Source organism: Aquitalea magnusonii (genome assembly GCF_003202035.1).
Classification (GTDB): domain Bacteria; phylum Pseudomonadota; class Gammaproteobacteria; order Burkholderiales; family Chromobacteriaceae; genus Aquitalea; species Aquitalea magnusonii.
Genome location: NZ_QJKC01000002.1, coordinates 19,379 through 44,608 on the forward strand (window position 1 = coordinate 19,379; position 25,230 = coordinate 44,608).

The window sequence follows — 25,230 nt, forward strand, 5'->3', positions numbered from 1 at the left end:
CAATCTTTCCGAATCCGTATCAATGGCCCATGGGGCGCAAAAAGGCCAGCCAGCGTTTTTCACACAGGCGGAACAGCCCGACCAGGGCAAAGGCGATGCAGGCATACAGCACGGCGGCGATGCCGAAGGCCTCGAAGGAGGCGTAAGTCGCGGCATTGACATCGCGCGCCACCTTGAGGATGTCCGGCACCGTGGCGGTAAAGGCCACGGTGGTGGCGTGCAGCATCAGGATGACTTCATTGCTGTAGTAAGGCAGTGCCCGGCGCAGCATGGCGGGAATGATGATGCGGGTGTACTTGACCCAGGGCGACATGCCCAGCGCGCGTGCCGCTTCGATTTCGCCATAGGGAATGGCGCGGATGGCGCCGGCAAAGATCTCGGTGGTATAGGCGCAGGTATTGAGGGCAAAGGCCAGGATGGTGCAGTTGAGACCCTCGCGGAAAAAGTGCTCCAGCAGGTCGACCGAGCGCACCACATGCAGGCTGTACACCCCCGAGTAAAAGATCAGCAGCTGGATATACAAGGGCGTGCCGCGAAACACATAGGTATAGAACCATACCGGCCCGCTGATCCAGCGCCGCGACGACACCCGCGCCACCGCCAGCGGGATGGACAGGCAAAAGCCGCAGGCAACCGAGGCAATCAGCAGCCACAGGGTCATGGCCACGCCGGACAGGTGATAGCCGTCGTTCCACAGCCAGGCCTGCCAGTAATTCTGGATGATCTCGCTCATAGCACCGCCTTGCGCACACCGGCCGAGTAATGGTTTTCCAGCCAGATCAGCAGCAGATTGGACACGGTGGTGATCAGCAGGTACATCAGCGCGCCCACCACGGCAAACAGGAACATCTGCATGGTGGCCTTGCCGGCGTCCTGGGTGGCCTTGACGATGTCGGCCAGCCCGATGATGGACACCAGCGCGGTGGCCTTGATCAGCACCTGCCAGTTATTGGCAATGCCCGGCAGGGCAAAGCGCATCATCTGCGGAAACAACACCCGGCGAAAGCTCTGCCATGGCGTCATGCCATAGGCGATGGCCGCTTCGATCTGCCCAGCCGGCACCGACAGGAAGGCGCCGCGAAAGGTCTCGGTGAAATAGGCGCCATAGATGAAGGCCAGGGTCACCACGCCGGCCAGAAAGGGGTCGATGTCGATCTGCGCCAAGCCCAGCGCCTCGGTGCACTGGTTCAGCCCCAGTTGCAGGCTGTAGAACAGCAGCAGCATCAGCACCAGGTCGGGCACGCTGCGAATCAAGGTGGTATAGGCGGTGGCCCAGCCACGCAGTAGACGGCCCTTGGCCAGCCGGGAACTGGCACCGGCCAGACCGATCAGCATGGCCAGGATCAGCGACAACAGCGACAGCTTCAGTGTCACCCAAGTACCCGCCAGAATGAGCGGGCCGAATCCGGACAGGAACATGGCTATCTCCTGACGGAAGGACACGGTGAATGATGGGAATGGCGCACGGCAGCAGCTGACGCTGCCAGCCGGATCTGGCGGGCAGAAGGGTGGTTCATGACATTTCTCCTGGTAGAGGGTAAAGCGACCGGTCGGCCGTCCTTGCTGGACGATTCTCAGCCGGTCGCGCCCGGCGATGGCAGCCATTGCGGCAACACATCTGTCACGATCCTAATCAAGCCTTATTGTATATACAATGATTTTTTATTGTGCATGCGCAGCATGCCAGCAGCGGAGACACAGCCGCCTGCCAGATAGACATGCGTATGAAACAAAGAGGGAAATAGCGGCAAATAACTGTTTTTGTTGCAATATAAATCAGGCCGCTCATGCAGATCGGCACCAACGGAGCGGCTGGATCTGGCAGCAAGCCGCCATGATTTGTATATGCAATTATCGCAAAAGTGTTGCGGCCAGCACCAAAACCGGCTCAGGCCAGCACGGCGCGCAAGGCCAACCAGCGGCTCAGTTTGGCTGGATAAGACAGGGTATAGGCAGGACTGGAAGAAGGCAGATCAAACAGCAATGGCTGGCTGACCATGCCCGCCAGCTGCTTGCGGCCGATGCTTGCCGCGGTGCCGCCATTGAAGGCAATGGCACGCAAGGCCGGCAGGCTGGCACACAGCGCCGGCAGGTCATTGGGGCTGAGGTCGCGGATGGCTGCATCCAGGCTGCCCGGCCGCCGTGCTTGCGCCACCACATCCCACAGCCCGATACCGTGTTGTTGCAGTGCCGCCAGCCGGCTTGGGTAGTCCAGCCCCGGCAGATCATCATCCAGCAGCTCGCCCAGCAAACGCCAGAACTGGTTGCGCGGGTGGGCATAGTATTGCGCCGCCCGCAGCGAAGCATCGCCGGGCAAGGACCCCAGGATCAGCAAACGGGTTTGCGCATTCACCACCGGCGGGAAACAGGATTTGGCGCTATCGCTCATGGGCAGCAGCAGCTAGAACAGCTGACCCTGCTGCCGGGCCAGCCAGGCCTTGACCGGGCCAAAGGATTTGCGATGCGCCGCCAGCACACCATGCGCTTCCAGCGCAGCCAGGTGTTCGGCGGTGGGATAGCCCTTGTGGCGGGCAAAGCCGTATTGCGGATGCAGGGCATCCAGCGCCACCAGCTCGGCATCGCGAGCGGTCTTGGCCAGGATGGAGGCGGCGGAAATGGCCTGCACCTTGGCATCGCCCTTGACGATGGCTTCCGCCGGCAGGCTGATCTGCCTGGGTACGCGATTGCCATCGATCAGCACCCTGCCCGGCTGTGTTGCCAGCCCGTCCACCGCCCGGCTCATCGCCAGCATGGTGGCGTGCAGGATATTCAGCTGGTCGATTTCCTCGACGCTGGCACTGGCGATACACCAGGCCAGCGCATCGCGTTTGATGAGGACGGCCAGGGCATCGCGCCTGACCTCGCTCAATACCTTGGAATCGGCCAGCCCGGCAATGGGCCGCGCCGGATCGAGAATCACCGCGGCGGCAAACACCGCCCCGGCCAGCGGGCCGCGTCCGGCCTCATCCACGCCGGCGATCAGCTCGTCAGCGGCCAGCAGGCTCAGGCGCTGTGACATCCGGCCTCCTGCAATACGGCGGTGGCAGCCAGTTCCGCCGTATCGGCCAGCAGTGACTGATGCAGATCGGTAAAGGCCTGCACCATCTCCACCCTGGCATCCTGATCGACATACAGGCGCTTGACCTCGGCCGCCAGCTTCACTGCCGTGGCATCCTTTTGCAGCAGTTCCGGCACCACAAAGCGGCCACACAGGATATTGGGCAGCCCCACATACGGCAGCTTGATCTTGCGCTTGACCAGCTGATAGGTGAGCCAGGACAGCTTGTAGCTGATTACCATCGGTCGCTTGGCCAGTGCCACTTCCAGTGTGGCGGTGCCACTGGTGACCAGCACCACATCGCTGGCAATCATCGCCATCTGCGCATGGCCGAACAGCTTGCGCAGCGGCAGATCCCAGGCTTTGTGGCGGGTCAGCAAGCGGTCGAACAGATCCATGGTGGCGCGGGTGGCCAGGGGCACCAGGAAAGTGGCATCCGGATAATCGCGCAGCAGGATGCGCGCCGCCTCGATATACAGCGGGGCCATGAATTCCAGCTCGCTCTTGCGGCTACCCGGCATCAGGGTGAATACCGGCGCCTGCCGTGGCAAACCCAGCTGTTCGCGCATGGCCAGCTGGTCCGGCACCATGGGGATGGCATGGGCCAGCGGATGGCCAACAAAGTCCGCCCGCACCTTGGCTTGCTGGTACAGCGCTGGCTCCATCGGAAACAGGCAGAGCACGCGATTGACTGCCTTGCCTATCTTGTAGATACGCTCCAGCCGCCATGCCCATACCGAGGGGCTGACATAGTGCACGGTGGCAATGCCGCTTTTCTTCAAAGCCGCTTCCAGCGCCAGATTGAAGTCCGGCGCATCCACCCCGATAAACACATCCGGCTTTTCGGCCTGCAACTGTGCGCGCAGAGTGCGGCGGATACGCAGCAGCTCAGGCAGACAGCGCAGCACCTCGGCATAGCCGCGCACGGCCAGTTTTTCCTGCGGCACCATCGAGGTAAAACCTCGCGCTTCCATGCGCGGGCCGCCGATACCGGCAAATTCGATATCCGCATGGCGCGCTTGCAGCGCCTCCATCAGGTGGGCTGCCAGCAGATCGCCAGAGGCTTCGCCAGCCACCATGGCCACCTTGAGCGCGCCTTTACGCTTGAACAAGGGTTCGGACATGGTCAGCGGATGATGCCTCGCTCGGACTGGGCAAAGAAGCGGGTAAACGGCTCCAGCTCGGCATGGCCTTGCTGGGCTTCGGCCAGGATGGCTTCCTTGGCGGCATCGTATTGCAGACCCTGGCGGTACAGCGCCTTGTAGGCATTGCGCACGCGGCGGATCTGCTCCGGCGTGAAGCCACGGCGCTTCAGGCCCTCGGCATTGATGCCGGCCGGCACCGCACGGTTGCCATGCGCCATCACATACGGCGGCACGTCCTGCGCCACCGCACTGGCAAAGGCGGTCATGGCGTGATCGCCGATGATGGCAAACTGGTGCACGCTGGTGAAACCACCCAGGATCACCCAGTCGCCGATATGCACATGGCCGCCCAGGGTGGCGTTATTGGCAAAAATGGTGTGATTGCCAATCTGGCAGTCATGGCCCAGATGCACATAGGCCATGATCCAGTTGTCGTTGCCCAGGCGGGTGACACCCACATCCTGCGCGGTACCGATATTGAAGGTGCAGAATTCGCGGATGGTGTTGTTGTCACCGATTTCCAGCCGGGTCGGCTCGCCTGCGTATTTCTTGTCCTGCGGGATGGCGCCCAGCGAGCTGAACTGGAAAATGCGGTTGTTCTTGCCGATGCTGGTATGGCCTTCGATCACCACGTGCGGCCCCACCCAGGTGCCGCTGTCTATGCTGACATCCGGCCCGATGATGGAGTAGGCACCGATTTCCACATCGGCGGCGATGCTGGCTTTGGGATCAACAATGGCTGTCGGGTGAATGGCCATGATCAGACCTCGCGCTTGGCACACATGATTTCGGCTTCACAAGCCACCTGGCCGTCCACCAGCGCACGGGCGGTGTACTTGCCGATACCACGCTTGGTGGTGATTTCTTCCACTTCAAAGATCAGCTGATCACCGGGCACGACCTGACGCTTGAAGCGCGCCTTGTCGATGCCGACAAAGAAATACAGCTCATTGTCAGCACGCGCTCCCTGGCTCTTGATCGCCAGGATGCCGGCAGCCTGTGCCAGGGCTTCGATGATCAGCACACCCGGCATCACCGGATATTGTTCGAAATGGCCACAGAAGAAGGGCTCGTTGATGGTGACGTTCTTCAGTGCCTTGATACGGGTATTCGGCACCAATTCGGTGACACGGTCGACCAGCAGGAAGGGGTAGCGGTGCGGCAGGCACTGCATGATTTCCCGTACATCAATCGTCACGGCGTGTTCAGTCATTGGCGTTGTCCTCAGGTTCTTTCAGTTTGCCGATCTCGCGTTCGAGTTGTTTTATGCGCTTGGCGAGATCGTCCAGATGTCTTACATGAACGGCGTTACCCAGCCATTCCTTCATGGTTTGCAGCGGATAGGACGAGGCATAGGTGTCCGGCTGGCGGATGGATTTGGACACCAGGGTGCCGCCACCGATATGCGTCTTGTCCGCCACCTCGATATGGCCGACGAACATGGCCGCCCCACCGACAGTACAGTGGGCGCCGATCCGGGTGCTGCCGGCAATGCCGACACAACCGGCAATCGCCGTGTGTTCGCCGATCTGCACGTTGTGGGCAATCTGCACCAGGTTATCGATCTTGGCGCCACGGCGGATGATGGTGTCGGCCAGCGCACCGCGGTCGATGGTGGTATTGGCCCCCACTTCGACATCATCCTCGATGATGACGCGACCGGTTTGCGGAATCTTGAACCAGTGGTCTTTGGCCCAGGCCAGGCCAAAGCCGTCGGCACCGATCACGCTGCCGGAATGCACGGCCACACGGTTGCCCAGCAGGCAGCCGTGATAGACGCTGACATTGGGATAGAGCACCACATCATCGCCCAGCACGGTGCCGTCGCCGATCACCACGCCAGGATGCAGGATGCAGCGCTCGCCAATGACCACGTCACGGCCGATGCTGACATGCTCACGCACCTCGGCGCTGGCGGCGATGACACTGCCCTCGCCCACCACCGCAGTGGCGTGCAGGCCAGGCTGTGGCTGGGCCGGCGGATGGAACAGCGTGGCCACCTTGGCAAAGTACAGATAAGGGTCGTCCACCACGATCCAGGAGCGTGCCGGATCCAGCTCGGCCGCGAGCTTGGGGGAAACGATCACCGCGCCGGCCGCACAGCTGTCCAGCTGCTTGCGGTACTTGGGATTGGACAGAAAAGTGATATCGGCCGGCCCCGCCACATCCAGCGGTGCCAGACGCTCGACCATGCGGTCTGCGCCCTCGAGTGCGCCGCCAAGGCGGGCCACGATATGAGAAAGCGTGTACGCCATCAAAAATGAAAGCCGACCACGGGTCGGCTTCTCCCGTAACTGTTAGGCAGGATTATTTCTCAAGTTCCTTCAACACCTTGCCGGTCAAATCGAACTTGGGATTGACATAAACCACATCCTGCAGGATCAGGTCGTACTGCTCGCGGTCGGCAATCTGCCGCAGCACGCGGTTGGCACGCTCCTGCACCGAGGCAAACTCTTCGTTGCGACGCTGATTGAAGTCTTCGGACAATTCACGCCCCTTGGCGCGATAGTCGCGATCCAGCGCTGCATATTCGCGCTCGTAGCGTTTGCGGTCGTCAATGGACAACGTGCTCTTGGCCAACAGGACTTCCAGCTCTTTGGCACGGTTTTCCATTTTTTTCAGCTCGGCCCTGCGGTCGGCAAACTCCTTGTCCAGTTTTTTCTGGATGGCGATGGCCGGCGCAGCTTCGCGGTATACCCGCTCGATATTGACAAAACCCAGCTTGAAATCAGCCGCAGTGGCCTGCAGGCTGAGCAGGGCCAGCCCCGCCAGCCACCATTTGAAAGAAGATTTCATGTTCAGGCCTCTTTCCGTTTAGAAGACAGTGCCCAGCTGGAACTGGAAGCGCTGCTGCTTGTCGCCTTCCTTCTTGCGCAGCGGATCGGCGTAGCTGAACTTCATCGGACCCAGTGGCGACAGCCAGGTCACGGCAAAACCGGTGGAGTAACGCAGTTCGCTGCTGGGGGTGCTGCCAGTAATGGTGGTATCCCACACCGTACCGGCATCGAAGAACACACTGGCACGTACCGATTTGTTGTCCTTCATGCCCGGGAAGGGGAACAACACTTCGGCATTGGCCACCGCCTTGCGGGTACCGCCCATGTAGTCGCCATTGGTGTCTTTCGGACCCAGGCTGTTGGTGTCGTAGCCACGTACCGAACCGATGCCGCCCAGATAGAAGTTCTGGAAGAACGGCAGGGTGGAAGTCTTGCCATAACCATTGGCATAGCCCACCTCACCGTTCAGCATCAGGGTATAGGTCTTGGATAGCGGGAAGAACCACTGCTGGCTATGCGTCAGGCGGTAGTACTCGAGATCGCCACCCGGCAGACCGGCATCCGCCTGCACCTTGATCGAGGCGCCACGCGTCGGCCACAGCGAGCTGTCGCGGGTATCGCGGCCCCAGCTGACCGAACCCAGCAGGGTCTTGTTCGTTGAACCATGCTGGTTGACGAAGTCGATATAGCGCTGCGGACTGGTGTCGTAGGTGGTGATCTTGGTCTGTTCCACACCAAGGCTGAAATTGATGCGGTCAAATTCGGTCACCGGCACGCCAAAACGTACCGCGGCACCATCGGTCGAGGTCTTGTAGGCCGAGGTCGAGGTGGCATCCGGATTGTACACACGGTGGTACAGGTCGTAGCCGAGGCTGACGCCATCCGGAGTGAAGTACGGATCGGTAAACGACAGCGAGATGTTCTTGTTCACCTTGCCGTTGGAAATACCGAAAGACATGTACTTGCCGGAACCAAAGATATTGCTCTGCGAAATGCTGGCCGACAGCTGGATGCCCTCACCCTGCACAAAGCCCACGCCGGCGGAGATGCTGCCGGTGGCACGCTCTTTCAGGTTGATGTTCATGTCCACCTGATCGGCGGCATCAGCCACGGCCGGGGTTTCCACGGTGACATCTTCAAAGTAGCCCAGCAGCTCGATACGCTCCTTGCTGCGCTTGACGTTGGCCGCATTGTAGGGAGCACCTTCCAGCTGGCGCAGTTCGCGCCGCACCACTTCATCGCGCGTCTTGGTATTGCCGGTGATGTTGACACGGCGTACATAAGTCTTGCGGCCTGGATCGACGAAGAAGGTGAAGCCGACCTGCTTCTTGTCACGGTTGATTTCCGGCAATGCGTTCACATTGGCAAAGGCATAGCCTTCATTGCCCAGGCGGTCGCTCAGCGCCTTGACGCTTTCGGTCACCTTCTCGTTATTGAACACTTCGCCGTTCTTGATGGTGATCAGCTTGCGCAGATCCGCCTCGGGCACTTTCAGATCGCCGGCCAGCTTGATGTCGGAAACGGTGAACTTGCCACCTTCGCTGACATTGATGGTGAGGAACATGTGTTCCTTGTCGGCACTCATGGAAACCTGGGTGGATTCGATATTGAATTCCAGATAACCCTGGTTCTGGTAGAAGGCCTTGAGCTTTTCCAGGTCGCCGGTCAGCTTCTGCTTGGAGTACTGGTTATCCTTGGTCAGCCAGGACAGCCAGCCACCGGAAGTCAGCGTCATCTCGTCCAGCAACTGGTCCTGGGTAAAGGCCTTGTTGCCGACGATATGGATGTCCTTGATCTGGGCGGTAATGCCTTCGGTGATGTCCAGGGTGACCGCGACGCGATTACGCTCCAGCTTGGTCACCTGCGGGGTGATTTCCACCGCATACTTGCCGCGGCTGTAGTACTGGCGCTTCAGTTCCTGTACCGCACCGTCCAGCAAGGCCTGGTCGAAAATGCGCGATTCGGCAAAGCCGTTGTCCTTCAGTGCCTTTTTCAGCTGATCCTTGCTGAATTCCTTGGCGCCATTGATGTTGAGCTGGGTAATCACCGGGCGCTCGGCCACGGCCACAATCACCACGCCGTCGCGCGACTCTACCCGCACATCGTCGAAAAAGCCGGTGGCAAACAGGCTCTTGATGGATTCACGCGCTTTTTGTTCGCTGAAGGTGTCGCCCACCTTGACCGGGAGATAGTTGAAGACGGTACCGGCTTCGGTACGCTGCAGGCCTTCAACCCGGATATCCTTGATCACGAACGGATCTGCAGCCCAAACAGCTGTTGCCGTAGTCATGCCCAGCACAGCGGCCGCAAGTAGTTTCAATTTCATAGGTTTGTTTTAACCCCCAAAAAGGCGGCTGATATCGTTCAGCACGGCAAATAGCATCAGCGACGCCAGCAGGATGAATCCGATCTTCTGTCCAAACAGTTGCGCACGCTCGCTCAACGGGCGGCCTTTGACCAGCTCCGCGACATAATACATTAAGTGCCCGCCATCCAGCACAGGTATTGGCAAGAGATTCAACACGCCGATACTGACACTGATCAGCGCCAGAAATTCAAGATACGGGCTCCAGCCCTCGCGCGCGGTCTGGCCGGCGATGCTGGCAATGGTCAGCGGCCCGGACAGATTGTCCAGCGAGGCCTGGCCGATCACCATGCGCCCGAGGAATTTCAGGCTCATCCACGCCGTGCTGCCGGTCTTGTGCAAGGCCTCGACAGCGGCTTCGGCCACGCCAGGCTTGTGCATGAAGCTCAGCTGCTTCATCCAGGCGCCATCCACCAGCGGCGCCGCACCGATACGACCGATCATCACGTCGCCATCGGCCACGGTGGCCGGGCGCAGCTTAACATCCAGCGGCTTGCCGTCGCGCTCGATACGGATCAGCAACTCCTTGCCCGGACTTTCGTGAATCAGCTTGACCCAGGCATCCCAGCTGGCCAGCGGCTTGCCATCTGCCGACAACAGCTTGTCACCCGCCTTGAGACCGGCCTTGGCTGCCACGCCGCCCTCTTCCACGCCACCAATTGCCGGCAGGTAACGCAGCGGCATCAGGCCGGGATTGCCCTGTTCCAGCGCCTTGAGCGCCTCTTCATCCGCCTGTGCCGGGTCGATGCTGCGCAACTGCGTGGTGGCCTGCGGCGTTTTCACCTGCACGCGAATCGGCACATCACCGCTGCCGGCAGCATCCACCAGCGCCAGCCGCAGCTGCTGCCAGTCGGCCACCGGCTGACCGTTGACCGACAACACGCGGTCGCCCGGATGAAAACCGGCAGTGGCCGCCAGGCTGGGGGTCAGCACCGTGCCCACCTGCGGCGACAGTTGCACCATGCCGCCGGCAATCACTGCCCAGTAGAACAAGACCGCCAGCAGCAAATTGGCCAGCGGACCGGCCACCACGATGGCCATGCGCTTGAGCACAGGCTGGTTATTGAAGGCCAGATGACGCTCCCCGGCCGGCACTTCCATTTCGCGCTCATCCAGCATGCGCACATAGCCGCCCAGCGGAATCGGGCTGATGGCCCACTCGGTGTCGCCGCGCTGAAAGGTGCAGAGCGGCTTGCCGAAGCCGACGGAAAAGCGCAGCACCTTGACTCCACACAGCCGCGCCACCCAGAAGTGCCCCAGTTCGTGAAAGGTGACCAGTACGCCGATGGCCACCAGGAATGCAATGAATGTCAGCATGAGCCCACCTTGTTTGCGGCAAAGCGTCGCGCCTCGCCATCCTTGTCCAGCAGTGCCGCCAGCGTATTGCTGGCCGACAGGCTGACACCGGCCAGCGTGGCTTCCACCACCCTGGCGATATCGACAAAGCGCAGGCGTCCTTCCAGAAAGGCTGCCACCGCCACTTCATTGGCTGCATTGAGCACGGCCGGCGCATCGCCACCGCTTTGCAAGCTGGCAAAGGCCAGCCCCAGACAGGGAAAGCGCTGCAAATCCGGCTGCTCGAAGGTGAGCGAGCCCATGCTAAAGAAGTCCAGCGAGGTCACCCCCGCCTCGATGCGCTCCGGCCAGGCCAGTGCGCAGGCGATCGGCGTACGCATGTCCGGCGAACCCAGCTGCGCCAGCACCGAGCCATCGCGGTATTGCACCATGGAATGGATGACACTTTGCGGATGGACCACCACATCGATGCGTTCTGGTGGTGCAGCAAACAGCCAGTGCGCCTCGATCACCTCCAGCCCCTTGTTCATCAGGCTGGCAGAATCAACGGAAATCTTGCGCCCCATCACCCAGTTGGGATGACGGCAGGCATCTTCGACGGTGACGTTCAGCAAGGCGTCTGCACTGTGCTGGCGGAACGGACCACCCGAGGCGGTCAGGATGATCTTGCGAATGCCGGAGACGTCCAGATTGCCGGCATAGTCATGCGGCAAGGACTGGAAAATGGCATTGTGCTCGCTATCCACCGGCAGCAGCGTGGCACCATGCTCACGCACCGCCTCCATGAACAGCCGGCCAGCCACCACCAGCGCCTCCTTGTTGGCCAGCAGGATTTTCTTGCCGACACGCGCTGCCGCCATGGCCGATGGCAAACCGGCAGCGCCGACAATGGCAGCCATCACCACATCGACTTCCGGCAAGGCAGCCACCCGCTCCAGCGCGGCTGCGCCGTGCAGCACCTCGGTGGCCAGGCCCTGCTCACGCAGCCTGCCTTGCAAGGCATTGGCGGCGACAGCATCCGCCACCACGACATAAAGGGGAAGAAAACGACAAGCCTGCTCGAACAGGCGATCCACCTGGCGGTGGCCACTCAGGGCGACCACACGGTAACGATCAGGATGACGGGCAACCACATCCAGCGTGTTGACGCCGATGCTGCCGGTTGCCCCAAGAACTGCAATGCCTTGAGGTTTCATGAGATGAGCTTACAGCCCGCCCAGCACGCGCAGCGCATTGCTGACTGCCAGAACGGCAATGAGACTATCGATTCGGTCGTAAACGCCGCCATGGCCAGGCAGCAGCTTGCTGCTGTCCTTCATGCCCGAGACGCGCTTGAACCAGGATTCCAGCAGATCACCACAGACGCTGACTGCGGTAAGCGGCAAGGCCAGCAGCACCAGCCCCCACAGTGGCAAGCCTACGGAGATCCAGCCCAGCTTGCTGACAATGACCACGTACACCGCCACGCCGACCAGTGCGCCGTACACACCCTCCCAGCTCTTGCCCGGGCTGATGGAAGGCGCCAGCTTGTGCTTGCCGAAGGCCTTGCCGGAAAAATAGGCCGCCACATCCGCCACCCACACCAGGCCCATGACGGCCAGCAAGGTCAGGGCATGGGCGCTGTCAGCCTGTGGCCGCCATTCCAGAAAACCGTACCAGGCCGGCAGCATCAGCAACCAGCCCAGCAGCATGGCCAGCGGCTGCGAAGTCAGCTTCCAGCGCCGCACCAGCCACAAGGGCATGACCAGCAACCAGAACGCCAGCGCCAGGCCATGAGCAGCCAGCGGCATATGCCAGCCCTGCCACCAGGACAGGCCAGCGAATGCGCTGCTCAGTGCCAGATAGGCCCATTGCCGCGCACCGTGCAGACCGGCCATGCGGGAGAATTCCCACAGCGCCAGCAGGATGATCAGCCAGGAAAAGCCGGCCCAGGCATTGGCCGGAAACAGGAACAGCGCTGCCAGCATCAGCGGCAGCAAGACCAGGGCAGTCAGAATGCGAGTCTTGAGCATGGAGGATCAGTTTCTGCGCTGCTGGACCGGCAGCTGTTCGCTGGTACGGCCAAAGCGGCGCTCGCGTTCGCGATAGGAATTGAGCGCGCCCTCCAGGGCCGTGCGATCAAAGTCCGGCCACAACAGATCGGTAAAGTACAGCTCGGAATAAGCCAGCTGCCACAACAGGAAGTTGCTGATGCGCTGCTCGCCACCCGTGCGGATGAACAGGTCGGGCTCCGGCGCCCAGTGCGTGGACAAGCGCGCGGCCAGATTCTCTTCGGTGATTTCACTGACACCATCGGCAATCAGGCCGTTGACGGCATTGAGCACATCCCAGCGGCCACCATAATCGGCAGCAATGCTCAGCACCAGGCCATCATTGCCGGCCGTCTTGTCTTCCGCCGCCTGGATACGTTCGGCCAGCGCCGGGCTGAAACGCTCGCGCGTACCCAGCACCCGCAGCCGGATATTGTTGGCATGCAGCTTGCTGACTTCGCTTTCCAGCGCACGCAGGAACAGCTCCATCAGAAAGGACACCTCATCCTGCGGCCGCCGCCAGTTTTCCGTGGAAAAGGCGAACAGCGTCAGGTACTCCACCCCCAGCTCCTTGCAGGCGGTCACCACTTCGCGCACGGTATCCAGCCCTTTTTTGTGGCCGGCTACCCGTGGCAGGAAACGCTTCTTGGCCCAGCGGCCATTGCCATCCATGATGATGGCGATATGCCGGGGTACGCAGCGCACCTCCGGCACGTCCTTGGTGGAGCTTCCAAACAAGGCTATTTCCTTTATACCGCCATCAGGTCTGCTTCTTTGGCCGCCAGTGCCTTGTCGATCTCGGCGATGAACTTGTCGGTCATCTTCTGGATATCGTCCTGACCGCGGCGCTCGTCATCTTCGGTGATGGACTTGTCCTTGATCAGGTTCTTGAATTCATTGTTGGCGTCGCGGCGGATGTTACGCACGGCAACACGCGCACCTTCAGCCTCGCTGCGCACCACCTTGATCAGGTCACGACGACGCTCTTCAGTCAGCATCGGCATCGGCACACGGATGATGTCACCCATGGATGCCGGGTTCAGGCCCAGATCGGAGTCACGGATGGCTTTTTCGATCTTGGCCACCATGTTTTTTTCCCAGGCTTGCACACCGATGGTGCGGGCATCGATCAGGCTGACATTGGCCACCTGATTCACCGGCACATCGCTACCGTAGTAATCGACCATGACATGATCAAGAATGCCGGTGTGGGCGCGACCCGTGCGCACTTTGGTCAGGTCGGTCTTGAACGCCTCCAGAGACTTGCTCATCTTCTGCTCGGCGGATTTCTTGACTTCATTAATCATGCTTGCTCCAAAAATCGGTACTTTGAAAAACAAGGCGGAAAGCGGCTACCAGCCGTTTCCGCCCCTTGGTATTCATCAAGCTCAGCAGTGTACCAGCGTGCCTTCATCTTCGCCAAGCACTACGCGCTTGAGTGCGCCCTGCTTGAAGATGCTGAACACCTTGATGTTCAGGTGCTGGTCGCGGCACAGCGCGAAGGCGGTGGCATCCATCACCTTCAGATTGCGGCCGATGGCCTCATCGAAGGTCAGGGTCTGGTAGCGCACGGCATCCGGATTTTTCTTCGGGTCGTCAGTGTACACGCCATCGACCTTGGTGGCCTTGAGCATGATGTCCACGTTCATTTCCATGCCGCGCAGGGCGGCTGCGGTATCGGTGGTAAAGAAGGGGTTACCGGTGCCGGCACCGAAAATCACCACCTTGCCTTCTTCCAGATACTGCATGGCCTTGCCGCGCACATAGGGCTCGGCGATCTGCTGCATGGTCAGCGCGGATTGCACGCGGGCCACCACGCCCACCTTGCCCATGGCATCCTTCAGCGCCAGGGCATTCATCACCGTCGCCATCATGCCCATGTAGTCGGCCGTGGCACGGTCCATGCCGCTGGCTGCACTGGACACGCCGCGGAAGATATTGCCACCACCAATCACGATGCCCACCTGCACGCCAAGCTCTACCACTTCCTTGATCTGGCCAACAATCTGCTCGATGGTCGAGCGGTTGATGCCATAGTTATCGTCACCCATCAGGGCTTCACCAGACAGCTTGAGCAGAATGCGTTTATAGGAAGGAGCTTGGCTCATGATAACCTCGAGTTGGGTGTTTTTAGGGCGTTCAGTTTGCAAAACGGCACCCTGCAGGCAGGGTGCCGTTCGATCATACAGTCTTGTCAGACTTACAGCTTGGCAGCGGCAGCCACTTCAGCAGCATAGTCTACAACCTTCTTCTCGATACCTTCGCCAACAACAAACATGGCGAATGCATTTACGGAAGCAGATTTTTCAGCCAGCAGTTTTTCTACAGTCACGTCCGGATTCTTGACGAAAGGCTGACCTACCAGGGTCACTTCAGCCAGGAACTTGTTGACGCGGCCTTCCACCATCTTGGCGACGATATCAGCCGGCTTGCCGGATTCAGCAGCCTGCGCGGTGTAGATCTTGCGCTCTTGTTCCAGGGTTTCGGCCGGAACCTGCTCCTTGGATACACAGATCGGCTTGGAAGCAGCGATGTGCATGGCGATGTCACGACCCAGCGCTTCGTCACCCTTCAGGTCGACGATCACGCCGATCTTGGCACCGTGCAGGTAGGTGGCGATGGTGCCGTCGGTTTCGTAACGCACGAAACGACGGATGGTCATGTTTTCGCCCAGCTTGGCGATGGCAGCCTTGCGGATGTCTTCAACGGACTGGCCGTCGATCACCACAGCGGACAGGGCTTCCACATCGGCCGGGTTGGCAGTGGCAGCAGCCTGGGCGGCAGCATTGGCCAGGGCAACGAAAGTCGGGTCCTTGGCTACAAAGTCGGTTTCACAGTTCACTTCAACCAGGGCGCCAACGCCGCCGGCAACGTAAGAACCGATGATACCTTCGGCAGCCAGACGGCCAGCCATCTTGGAAGCCTTGTTACCGGACTTGATGCGCAGAATTTCTTCGGCCTTGGCCGCGTCGCCTTCCGCTTCAACCAGGGCTTTTTTGCACTCCATCATGCCCAGGCCGGTAGCAGCGCGCAGATCCGAAACCATCTTTGCGGTAATTTCCGCCATTTGTAACTCCTGTATTCGATACGTAAGGTAATCAGGTCTAAAAAAAGGGGCTTGCGCCCCCTTTCGAGTCTGCTTACTCAGCCTGGGCCGTTTCAGCAGCGGCTACGACTTCTTGCAGCGACTGAGCGCGGCCTTCCAGTACGGCGTCGGCGATGCCGCGAGCGTACAGGCGGATAGCGCGACTGGAGTCGTCGTTACCCGGAACTACGTAGTCGATGCCGTCCGGGGAGTTGTTGGTATCAACAACGCCGATTACCGGGATGCCCAGTTTCTTGGCTTCAACGATGGTACCTTTCTGGTAGCCAGTGTCGATAACGAAGATGGCGTCCGGCAGGCCCTTCATATCTTTGATACCGCCCAGCGAGCGTTCCAGTTTGTCAACTTCGCGTTGCAGGTCCAACAGTTCTTTCTTGTTGTAGCCCATGTCAGCGCCTTCCAGGATGGCACGCTTTTCTTCAAGACGCTTGATGGACTGCTTCACGGTCTTGTAGTTGGTCAGCATGCCGCCGAGCCAGCGGTGATCAACAAACGGCATGCCAGCGCGAGCGGCTTCTTCACGGACGATCTCACGTGCCTGACGCTTGGTACCAACAAACATTACGGTACCCTTGTTGGCGGCCAGACGACGCACATATTCCTGGGCGCTGATGAACAGCGGCAGAGTCTTTTCCAGGTTGATGATGTGGATCTTGTTGCGGCTGCCAAAGATGTACTGAGCCATCTTCGGGTTCCAGAAACGGGTTTGGTGGCCGAAGTGAACACCGGCCTCAAGCATTTGACGCATGGTAACGTTGGTGGACATGCAAAAACTCCTTAAAGGGTTAAGCCTCCATCCGCGCAGACAACCGTCAGTATCAGAAAAATGACGGCACCCTTTGGCACGGATGTGCGTAGTTTATTCCCCTACCCAATGTAGAGGACGCAAGATTCTAGCACCACCGGGCAGGCTCACTCAAGCGTCTTGCCGGTGTTTGCCTGCTCGCGGGCCGATTCCTGCCTTTTTCGCAGCTTGCGCCGTGTCATTCTTGCAATAAACAGGGTGGGCAGGAAGCCGAGGAAAAACAGGATGGAAAACGTAGCCCACAGGCTGTTCTGCGCCACCGCCAGCATCAACACCACGTAGAGCCAGCCGATCAATACCATGTACATAATCAAACAACCGTTTGAATTTTTCGAAAAAAGCCTGAACAATAGTGGCACATTGTAAACCACCTGCCCGGCCACCATCATGCAAACCCGCTTTACCGAAACCTTTGGCGTGCGCCTGCCACTCGCCTGCCCCGGCATGAGCTATATCGCCACCCCCGAACTGGTAGCCGCCACCGCCAATGCCGGCGGGCTGGGCATTCTGGCCAGCGGGCCACTTAATCCGACACAAACCCGCGCCGCCATCCGCCGCATCCGCGAACTGACCGACAAGCCCTTTGGCATTGGCTGCACGCTGATGATGCCGGGCGCGCGCGAAAACTGCGAGGTGGCACTGGAAGAACAAGTGCCCGTCATCAACTTCTCGCTGGGCAAGGGCGACTGGATCGTCGAGCGCGCCCATGCCTATGGTGGCAAGGTGATTGCTACCGTGGTCACCGAGAAGCATGCCATATCGGCAGAAAAAGCCGGCGTGGACGGCCTGCTGGTCACCGGCCATGAAGCGGCCGCCCATGGTGGCGAGGTGACATCGCTGGTGCTGATTCCCGCCATTCGCAAGGTCAGCAGCCTGCCCATTATTGCCGCCGGTGGCTTTGGCAGTGGTGCTGGCCTGCTGGCCGCCCTGTCGCTGGGTGCCGATGCCGTAGCCATGGGCAGCCGCCTGGCCATGACCCGCGAAAGCCCGGTGCATGAGCGCAGCAAGGAGATGATTCGCCAGCGCAGCGTGGCCGATACCTTGTATTCACGTCATTTCGACGGCCTGTGGTGTCGCATGATGGACACCCCTACCGCCCGCGCCGCCACCCGCAAGCCGATGAATCTGCTGGCTGCCGCCTGGAAGGCCAGCGCCATCGCCCGCAAGCTGGGCATGCCGGTATGGAAGGTAGCCGTGGGCGGCATGCTGCAAAAACCGCAGGAACTGCGCCAGCTGGCGCTGTTTGGCGCGGCGACCGAATCCATCCGCCTGGCCATTGAGGAGGGCGATCACCAGCATGGCGTGCAGTTGATCGGCCAGGTGCAGGGCTTGATTGATGATGTTCCCAGTGTGCAGCAGCTGTTCGAGCGCATCATGCAGGAGGCCGGGCATGGCCTGAGCCGGCTGCAGCAACTGCAAGCCTAGCGTAGCGCGTCGCCATTCATTCCATTCGACTGGCGGCGCATTTTTCACACTGTATTAGCAGAAATAGCAGGACTTACCTCGATCAAAATCACCCCGCACGCAACAAGATGCCAGCGCGCCGCTTCTTGCCGCATTGCCCGTCCCCATCCCTTCCCGTATTCTCTCAGGCTGACCCACCGCCCGGCAGCAGGCCGCCACAGAGCGACCAGCCCACACTGACAAGAGATTACCCATGATCCCGCATCACCACGAGACCGACCCCAACCCGCCCCGCCCGCTCAATCGGCAGGACTACCGCACCCTGGCGCTAGCCGCCCTCGGCGGCGCGCTGGAGTTTTACGACTTCATCATTTTCGTGTTTTTTGCCCTGGTCATCGGCAAGCTGTTTTTCCCGCCGGACATGCCGGACTGGCTGCGCCAGTTCCAGACCTTCGGCATCTTTGCCGCCGGCTATCTGGCGCGTCCGCTGGGCGGCATTGTCATGGCGCACTTTGGTGACAAGCTGGGACGCAAGCGCATGTTCACCTTGTCCATCGTGCTGATGGCCGTTCCCACCTTGCTGATGGGCATGCTGCCCACTTACGCCAGCATCGGCATTGCCGCGCCGCTGGCTTTGCTGGCCTTGCGCATCCTGCAGGGGGCGGCGATTGGCGGTGAAGTGCCCGGTGCCTGGGTATTCGTGGCCGAACATGTGCCCGCCCGCCACACCGGCTATGCCTGCGGCACGCTGACTGCCGGCCTCACCGCCGGCATCCTGCTGGGCTCGCTGCTGGCCACCCTGATCAACAGCAGCTTCAGCCCGGCACAAATCAGCAACTGGGCCTGGCGCCTGCCTTTCCTGGTGGGTGGCGTGTTTGGCTTGCTGGCGATGTATCTGCGCCAATGGCTGCAGGAAACACCGGTGTTTGCCGAAATGCAGGCGCGCAAAGCCCTGGCCGATGAATTGCCACTGAAAACCGTGCTGCGCCAGCACAAACGCGCGGTCATCCTTTCCATGCTGCTGACCTGGCTGCTGTCGGCCGCCATCGTGGTGGTCATCCTGATGACACCCACCTATCTGCAAAAACAGTTCGGCATGGATGCCGCGACCACCCTCAAGGCCAACAGCCTGGCCACCATCGCCCTGAGCGCTGGCTGCATCCTGGCCGGGCGCATCATCGACCGCCTGGGCAGCGGCCTGACCTTCATCGGCGGCTGCCTGTTGTTGGGAGCGTGCAGCCATTACTTTTACAGCAGCGTGGCCAGCGATGGCAGCCAGCTGTATGCGCTATACGCCCTGACCGGTTTCTGCGTCGGTATTGTCGGGGCGGTGCCCTTCGTCATGGTGCGTGCCTTTCCGCCAGCAGTGCGCTTTAGCGGGCTGTCATTTTCCTATAATGTCGCCTACGCCATTTTCGGCGGCCTCACACCGATGGCGGTTTCGCTGTGGCTGCGGGCTGATCCGCTGGCCCCGGCCCATTACGTGGTCAGCCTGTGCGGCATGGGGGTCGTACTGGGCGTTTATTTGCTGCTGACCGAATCACCCCAAGACGCAGGCAGCACATCGACACCGCACTGACTGCCTCGCAAATTGCTTTTTCCACGGCCCTTCGGGGCCGTATCCATACCTACCGCCCAGGATAATTCCGCAACGCAGCACGAATTAATTCATTCGATGACGGAACCCTCGCAGCAAATCAGCAGTCACTAATTTATTCACCCGGCACTTCACGCCATCTGCACAGCTGTTCCATACCACACTCCCGGCCTCATGCCCGCCCCGGCGGGCCTTACCAACAGACCACGGAGACGCTCATGAGCCACCTGCCCTGGCACAGTCTTTCCCTTAACCCGCTGGCGGCCTTTGGCATTCTGCTGACGCTGGGCGTCATCGGTGGCCAGATCGCCAACCGTGCCGGCCGCCTGCCGGCCATTACCGGCTATGTCCTGACCGGCCTGATCATCGGCCCGGCCAGCCTGCACCTGCTGAACCAGCCATTGCTCAGCGCCGCCGACCTGTTCGTCAATCTGGCCCTGGGGCTGGCACTGTTTGAAAGCGGGCGACGGGTCGACCTGCACTGGCTGCGCGTGGAGCGCACCTTGCTGCTGACCACCCTGTGCTATTGCCTGGCGGTGTTTGCCGCCCTGTGCGCCCTGCTGTTGCAAGGCGGACTGGGCGGGCAGGCCAGCTCCATGATGGCCGCACTGGGCATGGCCACCTCGCCCATCGTCATTCTGGAAATGCTGCGCGAGACCCGTGCCGAGGGCCAGGTCAGCGAAAGACTGACCACGGCCACCGCGCTGTCCAGCTTGCTGTCGGTCATTGTCTTCGCCATCGCCCTCAGCTCGGCCCATCTGCAAAACCAGCACAGCACCGAGGATGCCATCCTGTCGCCAGCCTGGCTGATTCTGGGCTCCAGCCTGCTCGGCCTGCTGGCCGGCCTGCTGGCCATCGCCCTCAACCGCTGGCTGGGCAGCCAGCAACGGCAGCGGCAGACCGTCCTGCTGTTCGGCCTGATCGCCCTGCTGGTGGGGCTGTCCGTCATGCTGAACGCCCTGCCCTCGCTGGCCCTGCTGGTTTTCGGCCTGGCAACCCGCAATCTGCACGGGGGGCACACGGTGAGCGAACCGGGCCTGCTCAGCGGCAGCCATTTTTTCTTTGTCGCCTTTTTTGTTGCTGCCGGCGCCCAGCTGGCACCACAGGCGCTGGCCAGCCATTGGCCACTGGCCCTGGCCTACCTGCTGCTGCGCTCGGCCATCCCCATGCTGTGCTGGTGGCTGCTGGCCCCGCAAAACTGCCTGAGCCGCCAGCGCGGCCTGTGGCTGGGGCTGGCACTCAACCCGCTGTCCGGTGGCAGCGCCATGCTATTGGGTATGAGCACGCTGGCACTGGGCGCGGATGCCAGTGCCTTTAGCGGCACCATGATGGCGGTTTTTGTCATCAGTGAACTGACCGGCCCGCTACTGACCCGCCTGGCCTTGCACCGGGCGGGCGACATTCCATCGGAGGACTGACATGCTGCACTTCAATAACAGCACCCCGCTGACCCTGGGCGTGGAACTGGAACTGATGATCGTCAACCGCCGCGACTACAATCTGACGCGTGGTTCGGACGACTTGCTGCTGCTGATAGACCGCCAGCAGCACGGCTATGACATCAAGCCGGAAATCACCCAGGGCATGATTGAAATCGGCACCGCCATTCATCAGGGCAGCGATGCCATGCTGCAGGAGCTGCAGCGCATCCGCGCCCTGCTGGTCAGCAGCGCGCAAAAACTCAACCTGGGGCTGGCTGGCGGCGGCTCCCACCCTTTCCAGCACTGGAGCGAGCAGCAGATCTACCCCAAGGAACGCTATCAGCTGGTTTCCGAGCTATACGGCTATCTGGCCAAACAGTTCACCGTGTACGGCCAGCACATCCATATCGGCTGCCCCGATGGCGACAGCGCCATCCGCCTCAGTCATTATCTGGCACGCTACATTCCGCACTTTATCGCCCTGTCCGCCTCATCGCCCTTTTATCAGGGCATGGATACGCTGTTCCAGACCTCGCGCCTGACCAGCGTCAATGCCTTCCCCCTGTCCGGCTGCATGCCTTGCGTGGAAAACTGGGCGCAATTCAACGATTATTTTCAGCACATGGCCGAGCTGGGCATTGTCGCCAGCATGAAGGACTTTTACTGGGACATCCGCCCCAAGCCGGAATATGGCACGGTGGAAATCCGCATCTGTGACACCCCGCTGGACATCGTCACCCCCACGCTGCTGGCAGCCTATGCCCAGATGCTGGCGCATCGCTGCCTGAGCGAGGAATGGCACGACATCCAGGCCGCGCACTATCACACTTACAATTACAACCGCTTCCAGGCCTGCCGCTTTGGCTTCGATGGCGTACTGGTGGATGGCGCGGCACGCCAGCAAACCGGCCTGCAGGAGGATCTGCTGGGCACGCTCAATGCCCTGCAGCCGCAAGCCAGGGCACTGAACTGCGAAAAGGAGCTGAGCCTGCTGCGCGAGCGCACGCTCAAACGCCAGTCGGATAGCCAGTGGCTGCGCGCCATCCACCACCACAGCGGCTCGCTGTCCGAGGTGGTGCGTCGCCAGAGCGAGCACTGGATGTATGGCAGCGCGGCCTGAGGCGGCAACACAGCCGGCGGTGCAATGCAGCAGACATGGCCGCCCGCAGCAGCTAAACTGGCAGCTTAGCGTCCCAAAGCCCCATCATGCCGCTCGAACTGCCCGAACACCTGAATCCCGATCTTCCCACGCGCTGGTGCATTTTCGATGGCCCGCGCCTGCTGCTGCAAAACCAGGCACTGCCTGGCGATGCCGCCCGCCACTGGCCGCTGGCCAACCGTCTGTTCATCGACCAGCAACAAGGCAGCAATCTGTATGCGGCCGACCTGATCGGCCCGCCACCGCCGGATTGCGAGTGGCTGCCGCTGCGGGCCGCGCTGATGGCACTGCCACCGGAGCAAACCGCCGGCATCGCCCGTGCTGCGCAGCTGCGCCAGTTTCAGCATACCCACCGTTTTTGCGGCCACTGCGCCAGCCCGCTGCAACAGCACGGCCACGATCAGGGCAAGCACTGCCCCGGCTGCGGCCAGCTCTACTACCCACGGCTGTCGCCCGCCATGATGGTGGCGGTCTATCGTGGCCAGGAGCTGCTGCTGGCACGCAGCCCGCATTTCCTGCCCGGCGTATACAGTGCCCTGGCCGGCTTTGTCGAACCCGGGGAAACCGTGGAGCAATGCGTGCACCGCGAAACCCTGGAGGAAGTGGGCGTGCGGGTGAAAAACCTGCGCTATGTCTGCTCGCAATCCTGGCCGTTTCCGCACTCACTGATGCTGGCATTCACTGCCGAGTATGATGGCGGCGACATCCGCCCGCAGCCTGGCGAAATCGAGGACGCCGGCTGGTATCACATTGACGCCCTGCCCACCATCCCGGCCCAGCTATCGGTGGCCTATCAGCTGATTCGCCACACCAGCGACTGGCTGCGCCAAACACAAGCCTGAGCAGTCGTCATGCCAAAGGGGAGCCCATGGCTCCCCTTTTTTGTTGACGGCACACCGCAGGCTCAGGCCGACAGCGCACAGTCCTCGATCAACTGCCGCAAACGGCCCAGCGCTGTCAGCACGGTCTGCTGGCGCACCGCCGCCCGGTCGCCGGCAAAGTGGCAGACAAAGGCCTGGCTCAGGCCATCCGGCCCGGCCAGGGCCAGCCATACCGTGCCCACCGGCTTGGCCGGCGAACCACCACCCGGCCCTGCAATGCCGGACACCGCCACCGCCCAGTCCGCAGCGGCACGCTCACGCGCACCGGCCGCCATCTGCCGTACCACGGACTCACTCACGGCACCGTGTTCGGCCAGCGTGGCGGCCTGCACCCCCAGCAGATCCTGCTTGGCCTCATTGCTGTAGCTGACCAGGCCATAGCCGAACCAGGCCGAGCTGCCGGCAATATCGGTCAGCGCAGCGGCAATCATGCCGCCAGTGCAGGATTCTGCCGTCGCCACCGTTTCGCCCCGCGCCAGCAGCAGCTGGCCCAGTTGTGCCGCCAGCGCGGCTGCCTGCTTATCCATGCACGCTCCTGAAATATTCGATCAAACCGCGGGTTGAACTATCGTGTGCCGCAGGCGCGGCCGCCGCCGCGTCCAGCTCGGGCAGTATGCGCCGGGCCAGCTGCTTGCCATACTCCACGCCCCACTGATCAAAGGAATTGATGCCCCAGATGACGCCCTGCACAAACACCTTGTGCTCATACAGCGCCAGCAGCATGCCCAGGGTGCGCGGCGTGACCTTGTCCAGCGCAATGGTATTGGAAGGCTGATTACCCGGAAACAGCTTTTGCGGCAGCAGCATGTCCAGCTCTTCGCCAGGCATGTCCGGCAATTCGGCCATGACCTCGGCCTCGCTCTTGCCGCGCATCAGCGCCTCGGACTGGGCAAGGCAGTTGGCCACCAGCACGCGATGCTGCTGTTCCAGCCCGTAATGACTGTTCATCGGCACGATGAAATCGCAGGGTACCAAGCGGGTGCCCTGATGCAGCAGCTGGAAAAAGGCATGCTGACTATTGGCCCCTTCTTCACCCCAGATCACCGGCCCGGTATCAAAATCCAGCGGCGCACCAAAACGCCCTACCCGCTTGCCGTTCGATTCCATGTCCAGCTGCTGGATATGGGCAGGCAGGCGGCGCAGGCCATGGTCGTACGGCATGATGGCGTGGGTGTGCGCCTGATAAAAGGTGTTGTACCAGATGCCGATCAGCGCCAGCAGCACCGGCATGTTCTGTGCCAGCGGTGCATGGAAGAAGTGTTCATCCATGGCATGCGCGCCATCCAGAAACTGGCGGAAGCAGTCGTAGCCCACCGCCAGCATCACCGGCAGGCCAATGGCCGACCAGACCGAATAGCGACCACCCACCCAATCCCAGAAGCCGAACATGTGCTCGGTATCAATGCCAAAGGCCTGCACTGCCGGCGCATTGGTGGACACGGCAACAAAATGCCGGGCAATGTCGCCCTGGCTGGCTGCCTGCAAAAACCAGGCCTTGGCCGCCTCGGCATTAAGCAGGGTTTCCGGCGTGGTAAACGATTTGGAGGCCACCACGAACAAGGTGGTCGCCGGGTCCAGCTGCTCCAGCGTACGGGCGATATGCTGGCCATCGACATTGGAGACAAAATGTACTTTCAGCCCAGGATGGGCATAGGCCGCCAGCGCTTCCTTCACCACCAGCGGTCCCAGATCGGAGCCGCCAATCCCCAGGTTCACCACATCGCGTATCGGCTGGCCGGTATAGCCCAGCCACTGGCCGCTGCGCACCTTGTCGCTGAATACCCGCATGCGCTGCAGCACGGCATGCACCTCGGGCACCACATCCTGCCCGTCCACGACCAGGCTGGCGGATTGCGGCAGGCGCAAGGCAGTGTGCAGCACGGCGCGCCGTTCGCTGACATTGATGCGCTCACCGCAGCGCATGCGCTGCATCCAGTCCGGCAGTTCGGCCTCGTGTGCCAGATCGATCAACAGCTCCAGCGTACGTTCGGTAATGCGGTTTTTCGAGTAATCCAGCAGCAGGCCGTCCAGCCGCAAGGAAAAGCGCTGAAAGCGCTGGGCATCGGCCAGGAACAGTTCACGCATCTGCATGAAACGGGTGGCACGTTGGTGCTGGTGCAGCTTGGCCCAGACGGGGCTGTGATTGATGCCGGTTTTGCTGTCGTCAAACATGATCGTGAAATGGCTGC

26 protein-coding genes are annotated in these 25,230 nt (G+C 61.2%); 5 read left to right on the forward strand and 21 right to left on the reverse strand.

All coding sequences use genetic code 11. From position 1 onward, the window contains the following. Window positions 1-19 precede the first annotated feature (19 nt). The 19 genes from DFR38_RS01855 to DFR38_RS01945 all read right to left on the reverse strand — a co-directional run bounded on the left by DFR38_RS01855 (window position 20) and on the right by DFR38_RS01945 (window position 16,968). Window positions 20-733: an ABC transporter permease gene (locus DFR38_RS01855; RefSeq protein WP_059285463.1), complete on the reverse strand. Its 714-nt coding sequence runs from the start codon at window positions 731-733 to the stop codon at window positions 20-22. Then, entirely contained in the window at window positions 730-1,419 is a 690-nt protein-coding gene (locus tag DFR38_RS01860) for an ABC transporter permease (RefSeq protein ID WP_059285464.1), read from the reverse strand. Before DFR38_RS01860 ends, DFR38_RS01855 begins: the two co-directional genes overlap by 4 nt. Window positions 1,420-1,888: 469 nt before the next feature. Then, entirely contained in the window at window positions 1,889-2,389 is a 501-nt protein-coding gene (locus DFR38_RS01865; protein WP_110312921.1) for a DNA-deoxyinosine glycosylase, read from the reverse strand. Window positions 2,390-2,401: 12 nt separating this feature from the next. Next, window positions 2,402-3,019, reverse strand: coding sequence for a ribonuclease HII (gene rnhB, locus DFR38_RS01870; RefSeq protein ID WP_211310702.1), 618 nt, complete (start codon window positions 3,017-3,019; stop codon window positions 2,402-2,404). Then, on the reverse strand, window positions 3,004-4,182 hold the full coding sequence (lpxB, locus tag DFR38_RS01875) for a lipid-A-disaccharide synthase (protein WP_059285465.1): 1,179 nt from the start codon (window positions 4,180-4,182) through the stop codon (window positions 3,004-3,006). The genes rnhB and lpxB overlap by 16 nt, the downstream gene beginning before the upstream one ends. A 2-nt stretch (window positions 4,183-4,184) precedes the next feature. Continuing rightward, the gene (gene lpxA / locus DFR38_RS01880; protein ID WP_059285466.1) at window positions 4,185-4,961 is read right to left on the reverse strand and encodes an acyl-ACP--UDP-N-acetylglucosamine O-acyltransferase; all 777 of its coding nucleotides are present in this window, start codon (window positions 4,959-4,961) and stop codon (window positions 4,185-4,187) included. Between the two features lie 2 nt (window positions 4,962-4,963). Continuing rightward, the gene (fabZ, locus tag DFR38_RS01885; protein WP_059285467.1) at window positions 4,964-5,416 is read right to left on the reverse strand and encodes a 3-hydroxyacyl-ACP dehydratase FabZ; all 453 of its coding nucleotides are present in this window, start codon (window positions 5,414-5,416) and stop codon (window positions 4,964-4,966) included. Then, a complete protein-coding gene (lpxD, locus tag DFR38_RS01890; RefSeq protein WP_110312922.1) occupies window positions 5,409-6,458 on the reverse strand; it encodes a UDP-3-O-(3-hydroxymyristoyl)glucosamine N-acyltransferase in 1,050 nt (349 codons plus the stop codon). Before lpxD ends, fabZ begins: the two co-directional genes overlap by 8 nt. A 52-nt stretch (window positions 6,459-6,510) precedes the next feature. Beyond that, window positions 6,511-6,999: an OmpH/Skp family outer membrane protein gene (locus tag DFR38_RS01895; RefSeq protein WP_059285468.1), complete on the reverse strand. Its 489-nt coding sequence runs from the start codon at window positions 6,997-6,999 to the stop codon at window positions 6,511-6,513. An 18-nt stretch (window positions 7,000-7,017) separates the two neighbouring features. After that, window positions 7,018-9,306 (reverse strand): outer membrane protein assembly factor BamA, encoded by a 2,289-nt coding sequence (gene bamA, locus DFR38_RS01900; RefSeq protein ID WP_059285469.1) that lies wholly within the window; start codon window positions 9,304-9,306, stop codon window positions 7,018-7,020. Window positions 9,307-9,315: 9 nt separating this feature from the next. Then, on the reverse strand, window positions 9,316-10,662 hold the full coding sequence (rseP, locus tag DFR38_RS01905; protein ID WP_110312923.1) for an RIP metalloprotease RseP: 1,347 nt from the start codon (window positions 10,660-10,662) through the stop codon (window positions 9,316-9,318). Then, window positions 10,656-11,837 carry a 1-deoxy-D-xylulose-5-phosphate reductoisomerase gene (ispC, locus tag DFR38_RS01910; RefSeq protein WP_059285470.1) on the reverse strand — a complete coding sequence of 394 codons (1,182 nt, stop codon included), beginning with the start codon at window positions 11,835-11,837 and terminating at the stop codon, window positions 10,656-10,658. Before ispC ends, rseP begins: the two co-directional genes overlap by 7 nt. Window positions 11,838-11,846: 9 nt before the next feature. Beyond that, complete coding sequence (locus tag DFR38_RS01915) at window positions 11,847-12,653, reverse strand: phosphatidate cytidylyltransferase (RefSeq protein WP_059285471.1); 807 nt, start codon at window positions 12,651-12,653, stop codon at window positions 11,847-11,849. 6 nt (window positions 12,654-12,659) lie between these two features. After that, window positions 12,660-13,409: an undecaprenyl pyrophosphate synthase gene (locus DFR38_RS01920; RefSeq protein ID WP_059285472.1), complete on the reverse strand. Its 750-nt coding sequence runs from the start codon at window positions 13,407-13,409 to the stop codon at window positions 12,660-12,662. Between the two features lie 11 nt (window positions 13,410-13,420). Further along, entirely contained in the window at window positions 13,421-13,978 is a 558-nt protein-coding gene (gene frr, locus DFR38_RS01925; protein WP_059285473.1) for a ribosome recycling factor, read from the reverse strand. Window positions 13,979-14,059: 81 nt separating this feature from the next. Continuing rightward, window positions 14,060-14,779, reverse strand: a complete 720-nt coding sequence (gene pyrH, locus DFR38_RS01930; protein WP_045844999.1) for a UMP kinase — start codon at window positions 14,777-14,779, stop codon at window positions 14,060-14,062. Between the two features lie 92 nt (window positions 14,780-14,871). Further along, window positions 14,872-15,738 (reverse strand): translation elongation factor Ts, encoded by an 867-nt coding sequence (tsf, locus tag DFR38_RS01935; protein ID WP_059285474.1) that lies wholly within the window; start codon window positions 15,736-15,738, stop codon window positions 14,872-14,874. A 73-nt stretch (window positions 15,739-15,811) separates the two neighbouring features. After that, complete coding sequence (gene rpsB, locus DFR38_RS01940; RefSeq protein WP_059285475.1) at window positions 15,812-16,540, reverse strand: 30S ribosomal protein S2; 729 nt, start codon at window positions 16,538-16,540, stop codon at window positions 15,812-15,814. A gap of 146 nt (window positions 16,541-16,686) precedes the next feature. Continuing rightward, complete coding sequence (locus tag DFR38_RS01945; protein WP_239688590.1) at window positions 16,687-16,968, reverse strand: hypothetical protein; 282 nt, start codon at window positions 16,966-16,968, stop codon at window positions 16,687-16,689. On the opposite strand from DFR38_RS01945, the gene DFR38_RS01950 reads away from it, so the two are divergent. The 5 genes from DFR38_RS01950 to nudC all read left to right on the forward strand — a co-directional run bounded on the left by DFR38_RS01950 (window position 16,967) and on the right by nudC (window position 23,002). Further along, a complete protein-coding gene (locus tag DFR38_RS01950) occupies window positions 16,967-18,004 on the forward strand; it encodes an NAD(P)H-dependent flavin oxidoreductase (protein WP_059285476.1) in 1,038 nt (345 codons plus the stop codon). The two genes, DFR38_RS01945 and DFR38_RS01950, sit on opposite strands and share 2 nt — an antisense overlap. 232 nt (window positions 18,005-18,236) lie before the next feature. After that, on the forward strand, window positions 18,237-19,562 hold the full coding sequence (locus tag DFR38_RS01955) for an MFS transporter (RefSeq protein ID WP_059285477.1): 1,326 nt from the start codon (window positions 18,237-18,239) through the stop codon (window positions 19,560-19,562). Window positions 19,563-19,798: 236 nt separating this feature from the next. Beyond that, on the forward strand, window positions 19,799-20,998 hold the full coding sequence (locus tag DFR38_RS01960; RefSeq protein WP_110312924.1) for a cation:proton antiporter: 1,200 nt from the start codon (window positions 19,799-19,801) through the stop codon (window positions 20,996-20,998). Window position 20,999: 1 nt separating this feature from the next. After that, entirely contained in the window at window positions 21,000-22,121 is a 1,122-nt protein-coding gene (locus DFR38_RS01965; RefSeq protein ID WP_059285478.1) for a YbdK family carboxylate-amine ligase, read from the forward strand. An 86-nt stretch (window positions 22,122-22,207) separates the two neighbouring features. Continuing rightward, on the forward strand, window positions 22,208-23,002 hold the full coding sequence (nudC, locus tag DFR38_RS01970; protein ID WP_059285479.1) for an NAD(+) diphosphatase: 795 nt from the start codon (window positions 22,208-22,210) through the stop codon (window positions 23,000-23,002). A gap of 62 nt (window positions 23,003-23,064) precedes the next feature. Here nudC and DFR38_RS01975 read toward each other — a convergent pair whose 3' ends face one another. Both DFR38_RS01975 and pgi read right to left on the reverse strand, forming a co-directional pair. Next, complete coding sequence (locus DFR38_RS01975; protein ID WP_110312925.1) at window positions 23,065-23,568, reverse strand: CinA family protein; 504 nt, start codon at window positions 23,566-23,568, stop codon at window positions 23,065-23,067. Continuing rightward, the gene (gene pgi, locus DFR38_RS01980) at window positions 23,561-25,213 is read right to left on the reverse strand and encodes a glucose-6-phosphate isomerase (RefSeq protein WP_059286764.1); all 1,653 of its coding nucleotides are present in this window, start codon (window positions 25,211-25,213) and stop codon (window positions 23,561-23,563) included. The genes DFR38_RS01975 and pgi overlap by 8 nt, the downstream gene beginning before the upstream one ends. Window positions 25,214-25,230 lie beyond the last annotated feature (17 nt).